This window comes from Chroococcus sp. FPU101 (genome assembly GCF_017312365.1).
Classification (GTDB): Bacteria; Cyanobacteriota; Cyanobacteriia; order Cyanobacteriales; family Microcystaceae; genus Chroococcus.
On sequence record NZ_BLJI01000019.1, the window covers coordinates 31,686 to 56,375 of the forward strand.

17 protein-coding genes and 1 pseudogene are annotated in these 24,690 nt (G+C 38.8%); 12 read left to right on the forward strand and 6 right to left on the reverse strand.

From position 1 onward, the window contains the following. Positions 1-34: 34 nt before the first annotated feature. The gene (gene surE / locus CFPU101_RS15965; RefSeq protein ID WP_206816330.1) at positions 35-859 is read right to left on the reverse strand and encodes a 5'/3'-nucleotidase SurE; all 825 of its coding nucleotides are present in this window, start codon (positions 857-859) and stop codon (positions 35-37) included. 59 nt (positions 860-918) lie between these two features. Beyond that, a pseudogene (locus tag CFPU101_RS15970) lies at positions 919-2,645 on the reverse strand (ABC transporter ATP-binding protein). 225 nt (positions 2,646-2,870) lie between these two features. Between CFPU101_RS15970 and CFPU101_RS15975 the strand changes: the two are divergent. Genes CFPU101_RS15975 through CFPU101_RS15985 form a run of 3 tightly spaced genes read left to right on the forward strand, consistent with a single transcriptional unit; the run spans position 2,871 to position 5,337 of the window. After that, positions 2,871-3,050 carry a hypothetical protein gene (locus CFPU101_RS15975; RefSeq protein WP_206816332.1) on the forward strand — a complete coding sequence of 60 codons (180 nt, stop codon included), beginning with the start codon at positions 2,871-2,873 and terminating at the stop codon, positions 3,048-3,050. Between the two features lie 19 nt (positions 3,051-3,069). After that, positions 3,070-4,128: an AI-2E family transporter gene (locus CFPU101_RS15980; RefSeq protein WP_206816333.1), complete on the forward strand. Its 1,059-nt coding sequence runs from the start codon at positions 3,070-3,072 to the stop codon at positions 4,126-4,128. 3 nt (positions 4,129-4,131) lie between these two features. Beyond that, complete coding sequence (locus CFPU101_RS15985) at positions 4,132-5,337, forward strand: homocysteine biosynthesis protein (protein WP_206816334.1); 1,206 nt, start codon at positions 4,132-4,134, stop codon at positions 5,335-5,337. A gap of 81 nt (positions 5,338-5,418) precedes the next feature. Here CFPU101_RS15985 and CFPU101_RS15990 read toward each other — a convergent pair whose 3' ends face one another. Next, on the reverse strand, positions 5,419-6,069 hold the full coding sequence (locus CFPU101_RS15990) for a hypothetical protein (RefSeq protein ID WP_206816335.1): 651 nt from the start codon (positions 6,067-6,069) through the stop codon (positions 5,419-5,421). A 485-nt stretch (positions 6,070-6,554) separates the two neighbouring features. On the opposite strand from CFPU101_RS15990, the gene CFPU101_RS15995 reads away from it, so the two are divergent. The 3 genes from CFPU101_RS15995 (at position 6,555) to CFPU101_RS16005 (ending at position 10,245) form a co-directional block, all read left to right on the forward strand. Continuing rightward, a complete protein-coding gene (locus CFPU101_RS15995) occupies positions 6,555-8,525 on the forward strand; it encodes an AarF/ABC1/UbiB kinase family protein (protein ID WP_206816336.1) in 1,971 nt (656 codons plus the stop codon). Between the two features lie 77 nt (positions 8,526-8,602). Then, entirely contained in the window at positions 8,603-9,055 is a 453-nt protein-coding gene (locus tag CFPU101_RS16000; protein WP_206816337.1) for a DUF29 domain-containing protein, read from the forward strand. 101 nt (positions 9,056-9,156) lie between these two features. Next, positions 9,157-10,245, forward strand: a complete 1,089-nt coding sequence (locus CFPU101_RS16005; RefSeq protein ID WP_206816338.1) for a hypothetical protein — start codon at positions 9,157-9,159, stop codon at positions 10,243-10,245. Positions 10,246-10,295: 50 nt separating this feature from the next. Here CFPU101_RS16005 and hflX read toward each other — a convergent pair whose 3' ends face one another. Next, positions 10,296-11,930, reverse strand: a complete 1,635-nt coding sequence (gene hflX, locus CFPU101_RS16010; RefSeq protein WP_242578038.1) for a GTPase HflX — start codon at positions 11,928-11,930, stop codon at positions 10,296-10,298. A gap of 313 nt (positions 11,931-12,243) precedes the next feature. Between hflX and CFPU101_RS16015 the strand changes: the two genes are divergently transcribed. Then, positions 12,244-12,846 (forward strand): exopolysaccharide biosynthesis protein, encoded by a 603-nt coding sequence (locus CFPU101_RS16015; RefSeq protein WP_206816339.1) that lies wholly within the window; start codon positions 12,244-12,246, stop codon positions 12,844-12,846. Between the two features lie 51 nt (positions 12,847-12,897). On the opposite strand, the gene CFPU101_RS16020 is transcribed toward CFPU101_RS16015, so the two are convergent. Next, positions 12,898-13,761 (reverse strand): branched-chain amino acid ABC transporter permease, encoded by an 864-nt coding sequence (locus tag CFPU101_RS16020; protein ID WP_206816340.1) that lies wholly within the window; start codon positions 13,759-13,761, stop codon positions 12,898-12,900. 112 nt (positions 13,762-13,873) lie between these two features. Between CFPU101_RS16020 and CFPU101_RS16025 the strand changes: the two genes are divergently transcribed. The 4 genes from CFPU101_RS16025 (at position 13,874) to CFPU101_RS16040 (ending at position 20,039) form a co-directional block, all read left to right on the forward strand. After that, a complete protein-coding gene (locus CFPU101_RS16025) occupies positions 13,874-14,377 on the forward strand; it encodes a pentapeptide repeat-containing protein (protein ID WP_206816341.1) in 504 nt (167 codons plus the stop codon). Positions 14,378-14,379: 2 nt separating this feature from the next. Continuing rightward, a complete protein-coding gene (locus CFPU101_RS16030; protein ID WP_206816342.1) occupies positions 14,380-15,510 on the forward strand; it encodes a 5-(carboxyamino)imidazole ribonucleotide synthase in 1,131 nt (376 codons plus the stop codon). A gap of 150 nt (positions 15,511-15,660) precedes the next feature. Then, positions 15,661-17,118, forward strand: a complete 1,458-nt coding sequence (locus CFPU101_RS16035; RefSeq protein WP_206816343.1) for an arylsulfatase — start codon at positions 15,661-15,663, stop codon at positions 17,116-17,118. A 386-nt stretch (positions 17,119-17,504) separates the two neighbouring features. Next, entirely contained in the window at positions 17,505-20,039 is a 2,535-nt protein-coding gene (locus CFPU101_RS16040; protein ID WP_206816344.1) for a glycogen/starch/alpha-glucan phosphorylase, read from the forward strand. Between the two features lie 34 nt (positions 20,040-20,073). Here the strand turns inward: CFPU101_RS16040 and CFPU101_RS16045 are convergent, their stop codons facing one another. Then, positions 20,074-20,565 carry an ureidoglycolate lyase gene (locus tag CFPU101_RS16045; protein ID WP_206816345.1) on the reverse strand — a complete coding sequence of 164 codons (492 nt, stop codon included), beginning with the start codon at positions 20,563-20,565 and terminating at the stop codon, positions 20,074-20,076. An 869-nt stretch (positions 20,566-21,434) separates the two neighbouring features. On the opposite strand from CFPU101_RS16045, the gene CFPU101_RS16050 reads away from it, so the two are divergent. After that, positions 21,435-24,623 (forward strand): DUF4347 domain-containing protein, encoded by a 3,189-nt coding sequence (locus tag CFPU101_RS16050; protein WP_206816346.1) that lies wholly within the window; start codon positions 21,435-21,437, stop codon positions 24,621-24,623. Positions 24,624-24,690: the final 67 nt, after the last annotated feature.

A 24,690-nucleotide genomic window follows, 5' to 3' on the forward strand; every position in this document is an offset into this window, starting at 1 on the left:
TTAACAGTGATTGAATCAGATTATCATAATGTGGCTAAAGATTGGGAAACCAACCTGCTTGATTCAGATATTCAAAACTTTGTACATCAGTCAGATTATATTGTAAAGGAGTAATACTAATATAATTTTCTCGAATCGCTTCAACATCAGTGAGAATATCAGGATTTAGATGAAGATGATCGGGTTGTTTTAAGTCTTCAATGGCTTCACCCACTAACCAGTAATAACATTTACCATGAGGATCGAAGCGTTTTTCAAAGGTTTCGACATAACGACGGATTCCTTGACGTGTTATCTTAATTCCTGCTATTTTTTCGGCGGGAATGGCGGGAATATTAATATTAAGTAAAGTCGCTTCAGGGAATGGAGAATCAGTTAATTTTGTCAAGAAATTTGTGACAAAATCAGCAGCCGTCTGAAAATGTCGATCGGTATAACTTGCTAAACTGACAGCTACGCTAGGAATGCTATAAAATAAACCTTCCATTGCGGCTGAAACAGTACCCGAATAGAGAATATCTGTCCCTAAATTGGAACCGTGATTAATTCCTGCTAAGACAAAATCAGGACGATAATCTAAAACGGATTGGACACTTAAAGCAAATTTAACACAATCAGCAGGCGTTCCCGAACAAGACCAAGCGACAACACTGGGATGAAAAATATCTTGTACTGTTTCGACGCGGATCGGTTGATGTAAGGTTAAACCATGACCTGTAGCAGATCTTTCTCGGTTGGGACAGACGATCGTAATTTGATGCCCTGCTTCTGCTAAAGTATTGGCTAAGGCGCGAATACCTAGGGCAAAAATACCATCATCATTACTGATGAGAAGTTTTAAGGGTTTCTCTTGGGACATTCAAGATTGAGATTTGCTGAGGGTCTATACATCATTGATCATGACACATTTTTTAATAATTAATCTTGAAATTGTCTTGTATAAAACTGAGCATATTTACCATTATGTGCTAGTACTCCTCATGGGTTCCAGATTCAATAATTTGTCCTCCTTCAAGTACAAAAATTCGGTCAGCCCTGCGTACTGTTGCTAATCTATGGGCAATCACAAAAACCGTTCGCTCTTTCATGATCCGTTCTAAGGCTTCTTGTACTAAAGCTTCTGATTCTGAATCTAGAGCAGAAGTCGCCTCATCTAAAATTAGAATTCTTGGATTAGCTAAAATCGCCCTAGCAATCGCTAGTCTTTGTTTTTGTCCACCCGATAAATTAACGCCTCTTTCCCCTAAATAACTGTAATAGCCTTGCGGTAATTCACTGATAAATTGATGGGCATTTGCAATTTTTGCCGCTTGTTCAATGTCTTTTATATCTATCTCTGTTTTACCAAAAGCAATATTATCTAAAATAGTTCCAGAGAAGATCACATTATCTTGCAAAACCATCGAAATTTGTTGTCTTAAACTTTTTAAAGTTACATTTTTGATATTAAAGCAATCGACGAAAATCTCGCCCGCAATGGGATTATAAAAGCGTGGTAATAGATTAACCAGTGTAGTTTTACCTGCACCAGAAGCACCGACTAAGGCAATCATTTCACCAGGATATGCGATAAAATCAATGTTTTTTAAAACAGGTCGTTCTTCAGTATAGGCAAAACTCACCTGACGGTATTCTACTTTACCAGTCAGGGATGGTAAAGAGATCGCGTCTTTAGCTTCAGTAATTTTCGGTTGAATAGCGAGTAATTCAAAAAGACGATCGCTTGATGCTTGACCTTCTTTAAAAATACTATAATCATTGGTTAGATGAGCAATGGGATCAAGTAACATCGCCACCGCAGCAATATAACTTAAAAAATTAATCCCTGTCAGGTTTCCGAGTGAGATTTGCCAACCTGCTAGAAGGAATAACACAACAATGCTCATTGCTTCAAGAAAACCCACAATAACAAACTGCAAAGCCTTAAATTTTTCGGCTTGATATTTAGCCCGTCGATTGGATTCAGATTCTTGTGAAAAACGTTGAGCATGATAATCTTCAGCCGCAAAAGCTTGTACTAAACGAATTCCGCTAAAAACTTCAATTAATAAAGCTGAAAGATTAGAAATTCTTTTTTGAGAACGTCGTGAAATTTCTAATAATTTTTCACCAAAAGCAGTAATAATAACCCCCATCAAGGGCGCAATGATCAACGCACCGAGCGTCAGTTGCCAGTTGATAAAAAACATATAGCCCATGACCACAATTAGCTGTAAAGTCGAAGGTATAAAATCATGAAAAAACTTTCTAACGACTTCACCAACTCGATCAACTTCTTCGGTAAGACGATAGGCAAGATCTCCTGTTTTATTGATTTCAAAATAATCAATACTTAGTTTTTGGACATGGCTATAGACGGCATTACGAAGATCTAATGTTATTTTTAGGGCTGCATAGGACATCATCGAATCTTGACCAAATTGAGCCACGCCACGAACTAAGAAAATAATTGCTGACACCCCTGCAAGATATGCGATCGCACCAACATCGCCAGCACCAATATATTTAGCCATTCGTCCGACTAACCAGGCTAAAATCGGCCAAAAAATGGTAAATATAATTGTACAGACTAAAGCCAGACTAATTCTTTGAGTCTGCGGACGAATATAGGGAATTAGTTCCCAATAACTAGAACGAGTTTTCACGCGTGGGTTAATGTAGATTCAAAAATATAGATTAAACTACAGTATATGTGGTCTGGGCGAATTTGCCAGAAAGATGTGCTGTCTAGATTTTTTGATTTTCTAAAGCGGTGGGAACGTTGATCGCTGTATACTGCCATTCGGTGTTAATTTTCTGCAATATTAGTACGGGTGAAAGTTTGATCGCGCTTGATCTTGTGGAAAATGTTATTACAATCAACTAGAGTTATGAATGATCGATTTAGTTTTATTTTTAAAATCTTGATTTTTTCGGCTATTCTTTCCTATGGGGTCAAGTATGGAGGTCGCTTATTACCCCTTGAACCGAGTACAATTAATGCGTTGCTAGGAATTTCTGTTCCTCCTGCAATAATGGGTTTAGCTCTCTGGTGGCGTAAAAAAAGCTAATGGTTGCAGTATATCGTCTATGACATTTCCCTCAAATGACACTAAATCGAATTTTGGTAAGTGGATTGGTTTTGCCATTATTGTAATTTGTCTGTATGTTGCTTGGCAAATTCAACAAATTCTCCTCGTTTTATTTATGGCAATTGTTTTAGCGAATGCTCTTGATATTTTGGTTGAAACAATGCGACGCAGAGGAATTAAAAGAGGAATAGCAATTTTATTAACGATTGTTTTATTGTTGATCAGTTTAGTAGCAATTGTTAGTATTATTATTCCTTCTTTTATCGGACAATTTCAACAATTAGTAAATTTAGTGCCTCGCGGGTTTAATCAATTATCAATTAATATCAATCAATTAATTACCCGTCTTGATCCAAGTTTAGTCGCAGTTTTACCCAGAGTTGAGCAGCTTATTGCTCAGTTACAGCCGATTTTACAACAAATTGCTAGTCGTGGTTTAAATATTTTTTATAGTTCATTGGGGACGTTATTAAGTTCTGTACTTTTACTGGCTTTAACACTGATGCTTTTAGCAAATCCTACACCTTATCGTCAGTGTCTAGTACGTTTATTTCCTGCCTTTTATCGCTCCCGCGTCGATGAAATTTTAAAAATGTGTACTCAAGGGTTACGAGGTTGGCTCAAAGAAATTACCTTTGATATGTCTTTGATGACCATTTTAAGTTTAATTGGTTTAACGATTTTAGGAATTCCTTTAGCCTTTACTCAAGCCATTTTGACGGGGTTTTTAACATTTATTCCTAATATCGGTATCGCCCTAAGTGTGATTCCTCCGTTTGCGATCGCACTCCTAGAAGAGCCTTGGAAACCCCCTGCTGTCTTACTATTGTATTTTTATTGTTATTTTGCAACTCAAAAGTTAGATGATAACCCACGATTTTCTAAACTAAGTACTTATCCCGCCGTCCTCTTACCTGGTTTCGTCTTATTAGGTCAACTTTTCTTCGGGACACTTTTTGGTATTTTAGGGTTATTTTTAGCTGTTCCTTTATTAATTGTCAGTCAAATATGGTTAAAAGAAGTTTTGATTAAAGATATTTTAAACAAGTGGGAATAATCCATGAGAACCATAGCTGAAATTAATGAGAAAATCCAAAGTAAAAAAGTAGTCGTTTGGACAGCAGAGGAACTAAAAAGTAAAGTACTAGAAATCGGTGTAACACAAGCCTATAAAGAAGTTGATGTCATCTGTACGGGAACCTTTGAACCGATGGAATCTTCAGGGGCTTTAATCAATTTAGGTCATACAGATCCCCCAATCAAAATCCGTCAATGTTGGTTAGATGGCATTCCTGCTTATGCGGGTTTTGGTGCCGTTGATATTTATTTAGGTGCGAGTGCGATGGGAGATTATAGTAATATCCCTGAGCAAATGGAAATCGAAAACCGTCAGAACTCTGAACGAGGTGGGGGACATATTATTGAAGATTTGATCGCTGGAAAAACAATACAATTAAGAGCGAGCGGACAGATGACAGATTGTTATCCTAGAGGTTCTTTTGAAACAACAATTACCAAAGATTCAATTAATCAATTTTATCTTTTTAATCCTCGAAATCTCTATCAAAACTTTATTGTTGGCGTGAATGGCGGTGAGAATCCCCTTTACACCTATTTAGGTCTACTTTATCCCAGATTAGCAAATGCAGTTTATTCTAATCCTGGTGCTATTTCTCCTTTATTTAATGATCCAGATTTACAAATCATTGGAATTGGCACGCGAATCTTTTTAGGTGGTGGAATTGGTTATATCGCTTGGGAAGGAACACAACATTTTCCCCTGCAAAAACGATTACCTAATCGTACACCGATTGGCCCTGCGGCGACACTTGCTTTAATTGGTGATGCTAAACAAATGGATGCGCGATGGGTCAGAGGTTGTTATTTTAGAAACTATGGTGCATCTTTGATGTTGGGTGTGGGTGTGCCGATACCAGTTTTAAATGAGGAAGTGATCCGACATTGTAGTGTACAGGATCTCGAAATTGTTGCCCCAGTAGTCGATTTTTCCATTCCTCGCCGCGTTCGTCCGACCTTTGGACTGGTGACTTATGCTCAACTTAAAAGCGGTAAAATTACAATAGAAGGCAAAAGCGTTAGAACTGCATCATTAGCAAGTATTTCTTTTTCTAGACAAGTTGCAGTCGAGTTAAAACAGTGGATTGAAGCAGGAGAATTTACCTTAACTGAATCCGTTGCCTCGATTCCTATGGAGCGTACTTTTGTACCACAAGATCGTTGGGGTTCTCCGTTGATGATGGAATAGTTTTTGGTTTTAAAAATATAAACCTCTAGCATATGGGCTAAAGGTTTAATTAAATGGGCAAGAAAACTAACTTAATTTGAATTAGTAGCGAGATCCGACAACATTAGCCGCAGGAACAGCAGTACGAGGACGACGAGTACCAGCAGACGCACCGATGAGTGATGCGACTAATCCTAAAAGAGAACCGAGGGCAAAAGACCAACCGACTCGAGCGGCATTGCCAGCAATATCTCTGGCTTCTTGCGCGCTTACATTAGGAGCATTAACTTGAGGTGTCACGCCACTTTGCTGTGCTTGGTTAATAATTTCACCTGCATTTGATGCAGCAACGCCAAAAGCACCCGATACCCCACTAGAGAGTAACCATGCGCTAATTGCAAGCGTGGTAGCCCATAAAATTGCACCGTTGAGTAAAGCTGTACTTTTATTTAAAGTTCCGCAAGCACGTGCAGTAACCCAACCGCCAATGAACAGAGAAATAAATAAACTAATAATCGCCCAAATTCCAACAGCCGAACCCACACCGCCTGCATCGGAACGAGGTGAGCCAGAGCCAGCAATACTAGATAGACCAATTGCTGCACCCAAAGCACTTAAAACGAGTTGAGAACTGAGTGCAACTACTAAACCTGCTAAAATAGGGCCCCAACGAACGCGATCGTGATAGTCCATTCCTTGAGGTGCTACGGGATAATCCACAACCCGTCCTTCTGGATCATTAGCGTAAACCATAATATTTTTTCTCCTATTCCTATACTGTTAGGTTTAAATTTTTTTTGAGCAACAGCTTTTAAATATTCACTTGCTGAATTGATAATAATAAGAGATTTCATTACTTTTCATCTATCTTTAGAAACAAATATTGCTTGAAAAATAGAATATTTGATTAATTTATATAAATTGTTAAAATTTTGATTATACCTATTTTCATTGAAATTATTAATCTAACTTTTTATCTATTTCTTTTAGTAGATAGATTGCTCAATCATGTTTTAGCCTTGATGTGATGTGGATCACCCTACCTCATTAAAGGTGATTAAGAGGGTTATCACGCTCTTGTACAAAAGGTTTAAAGTTGATTAAGCTAAAAGAAGTCATCGCTACACCGCCGTCTCACAGCAGTGTTTGCGATCACTGCCTTCCGTAGTAAAAAATAAAGCTTTTGAGTAGATCTGTTACAATAGTTTACAATAGCTTGTCTTCTGACCTAAACGATTATGACTCAAACTCCCTTACTTCCTCCTGCTGAGACTTTCGACGATATTACAGTTGAGGTGCGACCTGTTCAAGGTGTCCCTAGACATGATGTAGAAGAATTAGGGCCAATGAGTCAGGTATCACCCGAAAACTGGCAATATGATCCAGATTTGATTAAATCCTACTACCGTCAGCGACCTTTGCAGGTGTTGGGACGTTTATTAAATCTAATTATTCCAATCAGCTTTTTTGCATTGGGGATCTGGTGGGACAAAGTTACGAGAAAAATCGACAAAAATCAGAAAAAGCGAGCCATTCAGTTTAGAGAAATGCTCACACAGTTGGGCCCAACTTATATCAAAATCGGTCAGGCTCTCTCAACACGTCCTGATTTGGTTCCGCCCACTTATTTAGAAGAATTAACTACTCTACAAGACCAATTACCCTCATTTCCGAATGAAATTGCTTATCAATTTATTCAAGAAGAATTAGGATTATCGCCACAAGATATTTACGCTGAAATTTCGTCAAACCCAATTGCAGCAGCCTCATTAGGTCAAGTTTATAAAGGTCGTTTAAAAACAGGTGAAAAAGTAGCGATTAAAGTGCAACGTCCTGATTTAGTCAAACGCATTTCTTTAGATGTTTATTTGATGCGCGGTTTAGCTGGTTGGGCGCAAAATAATCTTAAACGGATTCGCTCAAACTTAATTGCAATTACTGATGAACTAGCGAGTCGTATTTTTGAAGAAATGAACTATATTCAAGAAGGACGCAATGCCGAACTTTTTGCCGAACTCTATGGACATTTACCTGAGATTTATGTACCTAAAATTTATTGGGACTACACAGGTAGACGTGTTTTAACAATGGAGTGGATTGATGGCATAAAGTTAACCAATGTTCAGGCAATTCAAGCGAAGGGAATTGATGCCACACACTTAGTAGAAGTAGGTGTTAATTGTTCTCTCAGACAACTCTTAGAACATGGTTTCTTTCATGCAGATCCCCACCCTGGAAACTTGTTAGCGATGGATGATGGTCGATTAGCTTATCTCGATTTTGGGATGATGAGTCGTATTCTACCTCATCAAAGATATGGCTTAATTCAAGCGGTTGTACACTTAGTAAACCGCGATTTTGAAGGATTAGCAACCGACTATGTTAATTTAGAATTTTTAACGCCTGAGACTGATTTAAGTCCGATTATTCCAGCACTAAGTCAGGTTTTTGGGAATGCTTTAGGTGCGAGTGTTGCTGAACTCAACTTTAAGAGTATTACCGATCAAATGTCGCAAATGATGTATGATTTTCCGTTTAGGGTGCCTGCTTATTATGCGTTAATTATTCGCTCGATGGTTACTCTAGAAGGAATTGCGATCGGGATTGATCCAAACTTTAAGGTTTTAAGTAAAGCTTATCCTTATATTGCCAAACGTCTTTTAACAGATCCATCCACTGAGTTAAGAACTTCTTTAAAAGATTTACTATTCAAAGATGGAAGTTTCCGATGGAATCGTTTAGAAAATCTCTTACGAAATGCCAAAAATTCTCCAGACTATAACTTTGATAATGTACTAAATCAATCAATAGATTATCTTTTTTCTGAAAGAGGTGAGTTTATTCGAGAACGCTTGGTTACTGAAATTACGAATGCACTTGATATTTTTGGTAGAAGAACATTCTTTAATTTTTCTAGCACCATTAGAGAACAAGTAGGATTAGCGGTTCAAGAAACACCATTAGAATTAAGAGATAGTTCTAAAACTTTTGAACATATCAAAAATATTCTCGGAATTCTTCAAGAAACAAAAGGTTTTGATCCAATGCGTTTAGTTCCCGTTCTAGCAAAACTCATTATTAAACCCGAAACACAACAAATGAGTCAGAAAATTGTTGAAGGATTAGTCCAAAAAGCTTTAGCTAGAGTCATTCGGAATTTAGTTTTAGATGGAGAAACAAACAAAGCTTTACCAGCAGCAACAAAATAAAAGATTAAGTTTTAAGAATAGATCGTCAGAGTCTTTCTGGCGATTTTTTATAATTATGTTTAGGAGCGAGAAAAACGATGACTACTCAGCTTAATTATAAAACCCTTTATGAGACTGATTTTGTTGAATGGTTAGAAACGACCACCCAATTATTGCGTGATGGAAAACTAGATCAGTTAGATATCAATAATTTGGTGGAAGAACTAGAAAGCATGGGGAGAAGTGAAAAACGGGAACTGAGAAATTGCTTAACAACTATTATTGAGCATTTATTGAAGTTAAGTTATTGGGAAGCTGAAAAAGCAGAAAATTTAAGAGGATGGCGTAATACAATTATTGAACAAAGAAACCAGATTGAGCGTATTTTAGAAGATAGTCCTAGTCTTAAAAATCTAATTCCTGATTTTTTTCCTCTTTGTTATCAAGATGCTCGAAAATTAGTCATTAAAAAAACAGGTTTAGCGAATATTCCTTCATCTTCTCCCTATACTATTGAACAAGTGCTAGATGAAGACTTTTTGCTCGATTAAAATCATTCATGCAACAAAATAAAAGATTAAGTTTTAAGAATAGATCGTCAGAGTCTGGCTGGCGATTTTTTATAATGATGTGTCAAATGAGGAAAAAGTTCATGATTACTAGCACAACTTTAAAAGTTACATGGCTCGCTTTTTTGACTACGACTGTAATCTCTTCAATTTCTTCAAAGGTCGTTGCTGCTAACTTTAATCCTAATCCTATTTATAGTAATTCAGGAAGATACACAACTGTTATTCCCGTAACAGGTAGTAACTCAGGTTTGGATTCCACTGATATTTATTATCCGATTACTCCATCTTCTGAAACAACCCTCCCCGTAGTCCTTCTTTTGCAAGGAGCTTTAGTAGAGCGAGATGATTATGCTAATTATGCCAGTCGGGTTGCTAAATATGGCTTTGTTGTTGTAGTGCCTGACCATACTAGAACTTTAGTTGGCCCGATGGGTTCTTTTACAGGTTTTTTTCCCGATCAGCATTTAATTAATGATGTCTTAAATTTTATGGAGGACGAAAATCGTAATACAAATTCTCCCCTAGCGGGTCAGATTGATTTTAATACGGCGGGTTTATTAGGACATTCTTTTGGAGGAGCAGTAGGTTTAGCTTCTATGGCTAATATCTGTTTACCTGTTCTGTGTAATGCTACTCTTGGTTTTTCTCGTCCCACAGCCCTCAAAGCTGGAATTTTTTACGGAGCAAGTCTAAGAAATCAAATGACAGGAGAGTCTATTCCGATTAATAATTCAGGAGTTCCTACAGGTTTAATTGCTGGAGAGCGAGATGGAGTAGCTTCTCTTTTATCAACGATTACAACTTATCAGAATATCCATCCAGATACGAAGTTGTTAGCGACCTTACAAGGGGCAAATCATTACGGCATTACGAATGAAGATAGTTCTAGAGATCCTGTACGCCCAACTTTAGACCAAGCAACGGCGACTGAAACGATTGCGCGTTGGAGTGCTTTATTCTTACAGGCTCATCTTTTAGATAATCAAGAGGCTTTTGATTATGTCTATCGAACTGGAGATAATTTGGATATTAATGTAATGGTCAGAAGTTCAATTCCTGAACCTTCTTTAAAATTGAGCATTATTGTATTAGGTGGGTTAGGAGTTCTAAGCATTTTCAATTCTAAAGTCAATCGTAAAATCAGCAGTCACTTTACTAAAAAGCACTAATTAACAATATACTTGCTCTAAGTCTGTAGTTACTTTTTGCTCGATTAAAATCATTCATGCACTAAGTAAATTAACTTTTGCTTGAGATTTTCGATCCCTAACTGACGAGTTGCTGAAATAAATACCGCATCAGGAAACTTTTCTTTAGCTTCTTCTAGGGTTTCACTTCCGACTTGATCGATTTTATTAAAAGCCATTAAAGCGGGGCCAGTTGCGATCGGCATATCTGATAAAATTTTCTGTACCGATTCAATTTGACTTAACCACGCGGGATGAGAAAGATCAACCACATGGAGTAAAGCGTCTGCTTCAGTGACTTCTTCTAAGGTTGCTCGAAACGCATCGACTAGAGACGGTGGTAACTCATGAATAAAACCCACTGTATCCGTAATTAAAATATTATGGTTTTCACCTGTTAGATGATCATTGATGGCTAAACGGCGTGTTGTAGGGTCTAGAGTCGCAAAAAGTTGATCGGCGGTATAAACTTCTGCATTGGTTAACGCATTAATTAAAGTTGATTTTCCCGCATTCGTATAACCAACCAACGACACCGAGGGAATATCCTGTTTTTGGCGTTGTTTGCGGAGTCTGGAACGATGAGCCTGTAGTTGATCGACTTCTTGCTGTAAACGGGTTAAACGACGCTGAATGACTCGTCTTTCTGTTTCTAGCTTCGTTTCACCAGGGCCTCGTGTTCCAATACCACCGCCCAAACGCGACATAGTTTGACCCCGACCACTTAGACGCGGCAACATATATTCTAATTGGGCTAATTCTACTTGTAATTTACCTGCCTGAGATTGAGCGCGTTGTGCAAAGATATCTAAAATGACTTCAGTTCGATCAACAACTCTAACCCCTATTTGAGATTCTAAATTTCTGATCTGTGCTGGAGAAAGATCGCGGTTAAATACCACTAAATTCGCGCCGAGTGTTTGAACCAACAAGGCTATTTCTTCGACTTTTCCGATACCGACAACAGTTTGCGGATGAGGATGGGGTCGTTTTTGTTGAGCAACTTCGAGAACATCTCCTCCTGCGGTATCGACAAGACGGGCTAATTCTGCAAGATTATCTTCAAACTGCACTTCTGACTCATTGGTCATTAAACCAACGATTAACACCCGATCGTGATCTGCGTCAACCTGTCGGGCGGTAAATTCCCGTCGAAACTCTGCTTCTAAACCTTCAACTAAATCTAAAAAATCTTGTTGACTGAGTGCGTCTAAACTTTGGGGGGGTGAAACGAACCAATAGGGGCTATCAGTTTCGGTTTGGGGCAGTAAATGGGCTAAATAGCTATCTGCAACATATCCAGTCGCACCACCACCACGCCGTACCATCCCTTCACCTGTAAGAGTTAGAATGACGAGTGCGTCTAAGCGTTGTAAGACCATTGCGGTTAAACTGGACTCACTGGGGGGATCTTGTTTTAATTTAGTGGCAATACAACGTATCCCGCAAAGTCGTTCTGCACCATAGCGAGGCAGTTCTAGAGGAGGTATTTGAGTCTGACGAGGGGTTCCTACGCCAACCCGAATGACTTGCCCTCTGCGGTTGATGTAGGCGCAAACGGGTTGATTGATTTCGGTGCTGATAGCTGCTAACCGTTGGGCAAACTCAGATGTAGTCAAGCGATCGCCTGGTAAACGCTGATGATACAGTCGTTGTAGCTGCTTGATTTCGCTAGTTTTTAACCCTTGTTGGTTGCCGTAGATGGTATCGATAGGCCGTATTCCAAATGACAGTTTACTTACTATTGTAGCGGGCAAATTTATTAACTTTGAGGGTAGATCACCGAAGGGCGTGATCGTACAGCATCCCGACTTTTGTAGAACAATACCGAGCATCATTGTCTGGCGTAATTGAGGTTATTGATAAAATAGTGATGCCATCTAATTTCACTTTTCTCTTTGTAGGTGAAGTTTCCAAAATTATGAACTCTGGAGTGCTTTATTGATGTCTTCCTACAAATCAATAGACTCAAATCAAAACTTGCACATCTCGAACCTTTTGCGGCGTTTTTTAGAGCAGCATCAAGAAGATGAGATCTGCTTGCAGGATTTGTTGCTGAAAATGGGTGATCGTGCATTTGGCCCAACTTTACTAATTTGTGCTTTACCAGAAGCCTTACCCCTTCCCGTAGTGGGTCTTTCTGCCTTTGTCGGAATTCCTTTAATGCTGGTTTCGGCTCAATTGATGCTAGGATTTAGACAACCTTGGTTACCTCGCTGGATTCTAAAGCGTTCGTTCAAGCGTCAGCATTTTGAGAAGCCGATCTACAGAGTATTACGTCATCTGGAAAAGCTAGAACGCTTTTTCAAACCCCGTTGGCAATTCTTCACTCATCCTGCTTTTGAGCGTTTAATCGGACTGCTGTTGGTAGTTCTTGCCGTCATCATTGCCCTACCGATCCCCTTTGGTAATATGTTACCTGCGATTGCAGTTGTGCTAGTTTGTCTTGGCATGATTGAGAAGGATGGTTTAGTACTTGCCATTAGCAGCGTGATCATCTGTCTAATTCTGATGGTGGCAATTGGTGCGATCGCTACCGTTGCTCCAATCCCTACTATTTTGCAACCCCAAAAAACTCGTTAATCGATTCAATAAAATCGTTATCTATATTTTTAGCTCATCTCATCTTCGAGTCTACATCGTGCCTCTAAATAATCCTTGAGGACGAACTAATAAAATAAAAATCATTACTAATAAAGCAACTCCTAATTTATAATCCGAACCCAACCAAGGGACACTTAATTCTTGAACAATACCAATCACTAAAGCACCTGCGATCGCACCATAGGGATTACCAATACCGCCTAAAATTACTGCCGCAAAAATCGGTAAAATTAAAAACCAGCCCATATTTGGACGTACACCACCTGTAATTAAACCAAACATTGCACCTGCTAATGCTGCTAAAACACCTGTAATAATCCAAGTCCAAAAAACGACCCACTCGACATTAATTCCTGTCACTCTCGCTAAATCCGTATTATCTGAGACTGCTCGCATTGCTTTACCGATTTTAGTTTTTTGTAAGAGAAAATGGAGCGCAACCATCGCAATAATCGCCAAAATCATCACAATAATGCGATCATAAGCAATTTTCAGCATTCCGAATTCAACAGCAGGTACAATCGGTAAATCATAGCGTTGATTACTACCACCCCAAATAAATAAAATCCCATTCCGAATAAATAAGGCTAAACCAATCGATAAAATAATTAAAGAAGTTGAACTCGCTCGTTTATTTCGCATCGGTTTCCAGAGCAGTTCTTCACAGAGTAACATCGCCGCGATCGTTCCTGCTATTCCAACGAGCATCGATAACCATAAATTAACCCCATGAGTATTCGTTAACCACGTTAGATAAGCTCCCAGTGTCATGAAATCACCATGAGCAAAATTAGATAAACGCAGAATTCCGTAAGTGAGTGTTAGCCCAACCGCCGCTAAAGCAATAATACAACCGATCGCTAAACCATTAAATACCAGTTGCGGGATATCCATTTGATATGTACTAAATTGAATTAATTTCTCAGATTACTATAAATCAGGACTGTTCCCGATTCCCTGTTTAAAGATACAATCGGAAATGCTGATTATGTAGAGATTGTTTTTAATGAGATATTTATTCAGACTCGCTATTATTTTAGTCATTTTATTTTCCCTTGCGCCGTTACCTGTGATGGCGGCAAGTTCATCATCTGTTACAGGTGCCATCGGTTCCTATGAAAATCAAAACTTGAGTGGTCAAGATTTTTCGGCAAAAAGCCTACAAATGGTACAGTTTACTAATGTCGATCTCAGTAACGCAAATCTGAGTAATTCAGATCTACGAGGTGCTGTTTTTAATGGATCAGCCATGATGGGTGTAAACTTACAAGGAGCCGATCTCACCAATGGGTTAGCCTATTTGAGTAGTTTTGAGGGAGCGAATCTCAGTGATGCAGTCTTTACTGAAGCCATTATGTTACGCACCATATTCAAAGGTGCAGAAATTACGGGGGCAGATTTTAGTTATGCTGTCCTTGATGGCGATCAAATAACACAGCTTTGTAAAAATGCGTCGGGTATTAATTCTAAAACAGGTATAGCCACACGCGAATCTTTAGGATGTAAATAAAAATGATACAACGGGTTGGAGTCATTGGCGGAGGTCAACTTGCTTGGATGATGGCAGGTGCGGCAAAACAATTAGATCTTGAACTAATTGTACAAACACCTCATGCTGATGATCCAGCCGTAGGCGTGGCAACTGAAGTCATATTAGCCCCCGTTGGGGATGCTCAAGCAACAGGTAGACTTGCCCAAAAATGTGATGTGATTACATTTGAAAATGAGTTTGTAGATTTAGAAGCACTCTTTTACCTCAAAAATCAAGGTGTACGATTTGCCCCGTCTCTAGAGTCTTTAAAACCCCTTTTAGATAAATATCATCAAAGAGAATATCTTGCCTCCATTGGTTTACCCGTTCCCCTTTTTACTGCATTAGTTGATCCCACAGAACCATTAGATTTTACTTTTCCTCTGGTTCTCAAAGCTCGTCGTCATGGCTATGATGGTCAAGGAACATTTATCATTAAATCATCCGATGAACTGATCAACACTTACAATCAACTTAAATCCGTTCCTTTACTGATCGAAGAATTTATCCCCTATACACAAGAATTAGCGGTTATTGCTGCGCGTAACGATTCTGGAGAAGTTGTAGTCTATCCTGTTGTCGAAACCCAACAAAAAAATCAAGTTTGTCATCGTGTTATTGTTCCTGCACAAGTTTCTTTGAAAATTCAATCTCAGGTAGAAGACTTATCCCGTCATCTGTTGAATGAATTACAAGCAGTCGGAGTGTTTGGGATTGAATTATTTTTAACCCCAGATGAGACGATTTTAGTGAATGAAATTGCGCCACGTACTCATAATTCTGGTCATTATACCCTTGATGCTTGCAAGATCTCACAATTTGAAATGCAGTTACGCTCAGTCGCAGGTTTACCTTTAGGCACGGCTAATTTAAACTGTGATGCGGCGGTGATGGTTAATTTGTTAGGTTATGAAGAAGCTCATCATGATTATGCCGAAAAACGAAAGACACTCGCCTCTATTCCAAATGCTTATGTACATTGGTATGGTAAAACAGAATCACGTCCAGGGCGTAAATTAGGACACGTAACTGTTAAAGCGACAGGAAATCAGGCTAATTATTCTAAATTATTAAAAATAGCCGATACGATTGAGAATTTGTGGTACTCGTAAAATCAAAACAGAAAAAAGCTTGATTATAAAGATTTAATAACTAAATTAATACTGCTCAAACTTCAATTTAGATGTTTGAAATTTTTTTTAATTGTTATTGCTTAACTCGATTATAGTAGGAACATAGATGATATTAAAAACGAATAAGACATGAAATTTCGCACGAATTCTGTAGTACTTTTAATGGTTCTCCTTGTAGCACTTTTTTTAATTTGTTTTAAAAGGTTGCCATTAGTTTTAGCTCAACAGCAACCCTCCCGTCCCCATATTTTATACATAATGTCGGACGACCAAGGTTGGAAAGATGTCGGGTTTCACGGCTCCGATATCAAAACACCAAACCTTGATCGGCTTGCCCAGAGCGGGGCGCGACTTGAACAATATTATGCCCATTCTATGTGTACACCATCAAGAGCCGCACTAATGACTGGCAGATACCCTTATCGTTATGGTCTACAAACAGCCGTGATTCCCTCGTCGGGTCGGTATGGTCTTGCTACCGATGAGTGGCTGCTTCCCCAAGCCTTGAAAGAAGTAGGCTACAAGACTGCGATCGTAGGTAAGTGGCACCTTGGTCATGCAGAGCGCAAATACTGGCCCCGACAACGGGGGTTTGATTACCAATACGGCCCGCTCCTTGGCGAGATTGACTACTTCACTCACATGGCACATGGAAAAATTGATTGGTATCGCAACAACGAGTTAGTTAACGAAGAAGGCTATGTAACTACATTGCTCGGTCAAGAAGCAGTGAAGCTGATTGAAGAGCATGAGCCAAAAACTCCACTTTTTCTTTATCTGGCATTTACCGCACCCCATGCTCCCTATCAAGCACCGCCAGAGTATCTCGACCAGTATCAAACTATAAGCGATCCGAACCGTCGCGCTTACGCTGCCATGATTACAGCAATGGATGACCAGATTGGTCAGGTGCTGGCTGCGCTAGATAAGCGTGGGATGCGTAACAATACCTTCATCTTCTTCCAAAGCGACAATGGCGGGCCTCGCTCTGCCAAGGTGACGGGCGAGGTCGATACTTCTGGAGGCACGATTCCTGCCGATAACGGCCCCTTCCGCGATGGGAAGGCTTCACTATACGAGGGTGGTAATCGGGTCGTTGCTCTTGCGAACTGGCAGGGACACATCCAGCCAGGTTCAGTAATCGACCAGCCGAGCCATATAGTAGATATGTACCCAACTTTTATCGGCCTTGCTGGCGCGTCGTCTGAAAAGAGTAAACCGCTCGACGGATTAAACATCTGGCCTGCCCTTAGCGGAGGAAAGACCTCTAAGCGCAATGAAATTGTTTATAATGTCGAGCCTTTTCGTGCTGCTCTCCGTCAGGGAGATTGGAAACTTGTCTGGCAAGTAACGCTACCACCTCGTGTTGAACTCTTCAACTTAGCGCATGATCCTTCGGAGAAGACCAACCTCGCTGATAAAAAACCAGATATTGTATCTAAGCTGAAGCAACAGATCGAAGTGCTGTCTCGTGATGCTGTCTTCCCGCCTCTGTTCTTAAAAGAAGCAATTAGTGCAGTCAAGAGCGTACTTTTTACGTCTGTTTCCACGCCTGATGAAGCGGAGGCTATTGAAAATCAGCCGTAATCGTTAAAGCTAAAAGATAGATGAAAAGAGGCTTTTAACTATCAATTCATTTATCTTTTACCGTTTATAAATTTTTAAATGTAGCTTTATTATTTAGTATTTTTTTCTTTTCAGTTGTCTTCTCAAAGCTTTGAAAAGTTTAAATGGGTCATTATGTAGTTTATTAGTTGAAATTGATGAGAAGAGAGTTTAATAACTCTTAAAAACTCATGAGTTTGTGCATTCAACTATATATGTCAAATTAGATACAGAAAGATTTGCTTAATCAGTTATTAATATTGGGTCAACCATCTTTTAACAAAAGTGAAATTTTAATCTTTTCTTGATGGTTAATATAAACTTGTGATCTTAGACTATTGGCAGAATCTAAATTATTTAGAGTAGTTATGAATCCACCGATTACCATCCCCCTTGATCAATGTCCCATCATAGTAGAAGACGATCGCACAGGGCTAAGTATTGAAACGATTAGACGTGCATTGTTAGATAATCTCTATTATGTTTTGGGTAAAACCCCAGAAACCGCCACCAAAAACGATCTATACATGGCGTTAGCTTATACTGTACGCGATCGCTTGCTCAAACGCTGGTTAAGTACTCAACTTACCTACCGAAAATCTCCAGTAAAAACCGTTAGTTATCTTTCCGCAGAGTTCCTTCTAGGGCCGCATTTAGTCAATAATCTAATTAGTTTAAATATTTACGATCCATTCAAAAAAGCGATCGAAGAATCAGGATTAAATTTTCAAGAACTGGTAGATCAAGAAGAAGAACCAGGACTCGGAAACGGGGGTTTAGGACGTTTAGCTGCTTGTTATATGGATTCTTTATCAACTCTCGAAATTCCAGCTATTGGGTATGGAATTCGTTATGAGTTTGGGATTTTTGACCAAGAAATCAAAGACGGATGGCAAGTCGAAATCACCGATAAATGGCTACAATATGGCAATCCCTGGGAAATTGCTCGCCCTGAATTTGCTAAACTCGTTAAATTTGGAGGTCATACCGAATCTTATTACGATCAAGATCATGTTTATCGCGTCCGTTGGGTTCCTGGTTATACGGTGAATGGAATTCCCTATGACACTCCGATTTTAGGCTATAGAGTGAATACTGCGAATACGCTACGTCTGTGGAAAGCGGAGGCATCTGAATCTTTTAATTTTGAACGCTTCAACGTCGGTGACTACTATGGTGCTGTCCGTGATAAAGTTTCTAGTGAGACGATTACTAAAGTTCTCTATCCTAATGATGAACAAATTCAAGGTAAAGAGTTACGTCTAGAACAGCAATTTTTCTTTGTTTCTTGTTCTCTACAGGACATGATTCGGATTCACTTAAACAAAAATGTGAGTCTAGACAACTTCTACGAAATGTGGTCGGTTCAACTTAATGATACACACCCTGCGATCGGTGTTGCTGAATTAATGCGCCTCTTGATCGACGAAAATAACTATGATTGGGATAAAGCGTGGAATATTACCAAAAATACCTTTGCTTATACCAACCATACTCTATTACCTGAAGCTCTAGAAAAATGGCCTCTAAGTATTTTTGGCCGAATGTTACCCCGTCACCTAGAAATTATCTACGCGATTAATGAACGATTCCTAGATGAAGTCCGTATTCATTATCCAGGGGATGTTGATAAATTAACCAAATTATCGATTATTGATGAAAGTGGTAATAAATATGTACGGATGGCGCATCTTGCTTGTGTGGGATCGTTTGCCATTAATGGAGTAGCAGCATTACATACAGAACTACTCAAATCTGATGTGTTACAGGACTTTTACGAACTTTATCCCGAAAAATTCAGCAATAAAACGAATGGAGTTACACCGCGTCGCTGGATGGTGTTAAGTAATCCTCGAATGTCCTTTGCTATCTGCGAAAAAATTGGCGACAGTTGGATCAAAAATCTTGATCATCTCAAACAACTTGAAGGTTATGCAGAAGATGGAGGATTTCGACACTATTGGCAACAAATTAAAAAAGAAGTTAAGCAGGATTTAACATCGTATATTCACTCAAAATTAGACATCATTGTTAACCCTGATAGTCTTTTTGATGTTCAAGTCAAACGCATTCATGAATACAAACGGCAACACTTGAATGTTTTGAATATTGTTACTCTCTATCATCGGATCAAAAATAATCCGAATTTAGATCTAACTCCGCGTACTTTTATTTTTGGAGGCAAAGCGGCACCAGGTTACTTTATGGCGAAGTTAATTATTAAATTAATTAATTCGGTTGCTGATGTCGTCAATCATGATCCAGCAGTCGGCGATCGCATCAAAGTAATTTTTCTCCCTGACTATAATGTAACCTTTGGTCAACGGGTTTACCCTGCTGCCGATATTTCCGAACAAATTTCCACCGCAGGGAAAGAAGCGTCTGGAACAGGAAATATGAAATTTTCTCTTAATGGCGCATTAACAATTGGTACTCTTGATGGTGCTAACGTCGAAATTCGTGAAGCGGTAGGGGCTGAAAATTTCTTCCTGTTTGGCTTGACAACTGAAGAAGTTTATGCGGCTAAAGCACAGGGTTATGTACCCAGAGATTATTACAATAGCGATGAAGAGTTAAAAGCAGTGCTTGATCTAATTAGTACAGGCTTTTTCTCACACGGTGATGCTGAATTATTCCGTCCGATCGTTGATAATTTGCTCTACGGCGATCCCTATATGCTATTGGCTGACTATCGTTCTTATATCGATACTCAGGATGCTGTTGGATGCGCTTATCGAGATCAAGATCATTGGGGACGGATGTCTATTCTCAATGTTGCGCGGATGGGTAAGTTTTCTAGCGATCGTTCTATCCAAGATTATTGTAATGATATTTGGAAAGCAAAACCCCTTCCTATTGAAGTTCCTGAATATTTTCAATCTCAAGCGATGTTAAAAGTTTAATTTAATGTGTTGTAGGGGTTTGATATCCAAACCCTTACAGAATTTCAAATTCAAGATGCTGACGAGTGCGAAAATTATGAGTAAAATGATCAACCGCATTAGTATCACTTAACTCTAAATTATAAAAATCAACTACAGTATGATCAAAATAAGGCCCCGCGTGCCAAGTTCCAACATCTAGCTTAATAAAACAGCTACCTGGAATCCGAAACGCCATCATTTTCTCTAAATCAGGTTCTGATGCTTCATTGGGTGGGGCAACTGCAATTAACCATTCTTTACCCTCTAGAGAGCCTAAACACTGGGTACATTGATTATGACGGGTAATGGTATGAAATTTGCGTCCTCTGTTTTCTAGGCGCATGATATAAAAACGAGGAACACCATTTTTTAGATTTAATTGGGCATCAGTTTGATCATAGGTTTTGCCATCGACTGATGCGGTGATCACTTGCCCGTAGAGTTGAAAGCTTTCAGGTGTAATAATTTGTGCGGGAAGTTGTTTTAAGAGAATAGATGAGTTCATAGTATCCATTATATAACCAGATTACTCGCACGATATTTCTCATTTTTTCTGTATATTTTAATACAGATTTACAAATTAAAAAATTCTATCTTTTGAAAGAGGACAACTTAGTATTTAAAAGCTAAATCAGTCAATTACTAAACATAGATTTAAAGTCAATAGCAACGTTACAGGTTGTTTGAGAAGCCACCTTTAGAGTGAACTTGAATAATGCAAAGTGCCATTTCAAGGCTTTTTTAGTAGCCACGCTGTTGAAAACTGTAAGAGCAGACACCACAGAGTGAACTTAATCAGTTTTAGGAAATTAAATCATTGCATTAAGCTTTTTAAATGGAAGATTGATGATTAATGCAAAGGTTCTAAAATTTCCTAGATGTTTAATTAATTTGTCATAACTTTGTCTAATATTTTTAGCGAGTAACTTTTTGTAATATTTCTGCTAAAACAGCAATAAATTATCTATTTTGCTGATTTTGTTAAGAAATTACTATAAAGCCGTTCGTTTATTTCTTTTAGTCATTGTTTTAGACATAATCTTATTGACTAAAGTTTAGATGATCCACTTTTAAAGCTCAATTGATACTCAGACACCAATTTGGCTCAAGCACAAAGTAGTAATTTTTCTAATTCAACTAACTTCGTAGAATTTTTTTTAAGAAGAAAAGCTGATGAAATTAGTTTTTGAATCATCGAGATAAATTACGCTATTTAGGGTTGATATATTTTTTTTCTGACTCAATTGAGCTTTAATTTTCCGAATTATCATTAATTATTTTTTCTGTTGTCTATCAAAGCTGTATCGAACTTAGAAAATCGATATAGATGTATTTTGTTGTGTAAAATTATCTTGGTTTTAAGGAAATTTAACAATGACCATACTAGAAAATCATGCAACCGAAGAAGCCTTATTAAACAGTTTAGTTTTTATCGATCCTACCATTGCAGATTATCAAAGTTTAATCTCAAAAGTTAAAGCATCTAATGTCATCTTACTTGACTCATCTCGTGATGGAATTGAGCAGATTACCGAAGCATTAGCTAATAAATGTAATGTAACAGATATCCATTTGATTTCTCATGGTCAAGCGGGTAGTGTGCAGTTAGGCTCAACTATACTCAACAGCAATACTTTAGGCTCTTATACTAATGAGCTTCATAACTGGTCAAAGTCTTTAACTCCTGATGGTGATATTCTTTTTTATGGATGCAATATAGCCAGTTCTGAAGCAGGAACACAATTGCTGCAAAGAATTGCTCAGTTAACCGATGCAGATTTAGCTGCCTCTAATGACTTAACGGGAAGTGCTACTCTAGGTGGAGACTGGGATCTAGAAGTGACAACAGGTCAGATAGAAGCATCAAATCCCTTTGAGTTTGAAGCAATTGAGACTTATGATTCTGTCTTAGATTTAGCCTTTAACTATAATACTTTTTCTAGTATAAATGGACTAACTCTAAATGGTACTGCGGCAAAAGTGGGAAATTCTTTACAACTAACCCCTGCTGCTGCAACTCAAGTAGGTAGTGCTTTTTACAACAATGCCATAACAATTGATGACAATACCTCTTTCCAAACCCATTTTCAATTTAAACTTCAAGGCGGTCAAGGCACAAATGGTGCAGATGGTTTTGTATTCATGTTGCAAAACAGTCCAAATAATGTTAAAGCATTAGGCAAACATGGCGGTTTTGTCGGTTATGGTCACTATCCTTCGTCCCCTTCTTTAATTCCTCAAAGTCTAGCTATTGATTTTGATACTTATAAGAGTTCTTGGGATACCAATGGAAATCATGTGGCTGTGTTGCGAGATGGAAATGTTATAACAGCTTTAGCACAGGCTAGTCCGTCTTTTGATCTTAATAGTGGTAATCCGATTAATGCCTGGATTGATTATGATGGACAAACCAATCAACTCAAAGTTTTCGTCTCAGGAAGCACCACTAAACCGACTACAGCATTAATCACCCACTCAATCGATTTAAGTGCGGTTGTGGGTAATAAAGCTTATGCTGGCTTTAGTGCAGGGACAGGAGGAAACTTTAATGCTCAAATGATCGATAATTGGGAATTTAATCAAACTCAATCCAATAGTGCAGGTGCGATCGCTTTAGCAGGAAATCCGCTTATTGTCAGTGAAGGAAGTCGGACAGTGAATGTAACCTTTGTTCGCACGGGTGGCAGTAGCGGGCCTGCATCGGTTAACTATACCACTGCTAGTAACACAGCGAATGCAGGTGAAGACTATATAGCCAGTAAAGGTGTGATTAATTTTGCTGATGGTGAAACCAGTAAAATGCTTACCATTAATCTAGTCGATGATACGCGACCTGAAAATGCTGAGACATTTAATGTTGCCATTGATACAGCCATCGGCGCGACATTAGGTACAAAACGAACTACCTTGATTACAGTCGTCGATAATGATCGCTCTACTCGTCAAGTATTTTTTGAACAACCGACTCTTTCGACTCGAGAAGAGGCTGGTCAGGCTACACTTAATGTTATTCTCAATGGTCAACCAAGTACTTCACGAGTCTTGGTTAACTATACTACCAATGATGGTACAGCTAAAAAAGGAGTTGAGTATCAGCATACGACTGGAACTCTCATTTTTGCACCTGGGGAAATTGTAAAAACCATTACTGTTCCACTCATTAATAACAATATCAGCACCAATGCACCCAATAGAAGTTTTAATGTATCGCTCATGTCTCCTGTTAATGCTGAGTTAGGAACGCAGGAAAATATTATTATCGATGTTGCTGATGATGATCAAGAGTTCACTCGAGAGGCGATCGTATCTGGCTTGAATCAACCAACATCTTTTGCTTGGACACCGAATAGCAGTCGGATGTACATTGCTCAGAAAAATGGACTTGTCAAAATTTTCGAGAATGGCGCATTACGAGCCGCACCCTTTATTGATATCTCAAGACAAGTAAATTGTGTCAGAGATCGAGGACTACTCAGTATCGCCGTCCATCCTGAGTTTTATTCGGGTAAACCTTATATTTATTTGCTCTTTACCTATGATCCCCCAGAAGTATATAACACTAATAATGTCAATAATCCAAATACCCTAGCAGGGCCCGATGAAATAGGAAATCGTCCTAGCCGTCTGCTACGGGTGACAGCCGACCCTAGTACAAATTACACAACTGCGTTGGCTAATAGTGAAGTGGTTTTATTAGGAGCAAATAGCACTTGGGCTAATACCAGCCGACCCGATTTAGATAGTACTAGTGATATTTCGATTCCGCCTTCGGGGATTACGAGTACTGGTGTCAATATTCGAGATTATCTTGCCACAGATAGTCAAGGTCACTCGAATGGAATGGTTCGGTTTGCTCCTGATGGTTCTTTATATGTTAGTAATGCTGACGGTGTGTCTTATGGCAGAGTCGATCCGCGAGCCGTTCGGGTTCAAGATATTGATAACCTGTCAGGTAAGATTATACGAATTGATCCGCTTACGGGGCAAGGTTTAGCAGATAATCCCTTTTACGATGGTGACCCCAATAGCAACCGCTCAAAAGTCTATGACTATGGACTCCGCAACCCGTTCCGTTTTACTTTCCATCCAACGACACAGCAAATCTATATTGGTGATGTTGGTTGGTATAATTGGGAAGAAATCAACATAGGACGGGGAGCTAACTTTGGTTGGCCGTATTATGAAGGTGGCAACGGCACAAGTCTTCAGCAAAATAGTTATGCTACGCTACCTGAAGCACAAGCATTTTATAACAGTGGTAATACGGTTACTGCACCACTTTATGCACTTCAACATAGTAGTAGCGTCAGTGCGATCATCATGGGAGATTTTTATCGAGGAACTACCTTCCCATCAATCTATCAAGGAGCTTTATTCTTCTCTGATATAAATAACGGTATAGTTAGTGCAGCAACCCTTAATGCGGCAGGCGGAATCCAATCTGTACAACAATTTGCAACTGGGTTATATGGTATTGTTCAAATCGCGAGTGGCCCAGATTCTAGTCTATATTATGCCGATATTATTCAAGGAAGAATCTACAAATGGAGTTATAACGGTTAGTCACGCTTAATATCTTAATCTTGTAAAGATGTGACGACCCTCAAAGTGAAAACAATAGGGGTGAATC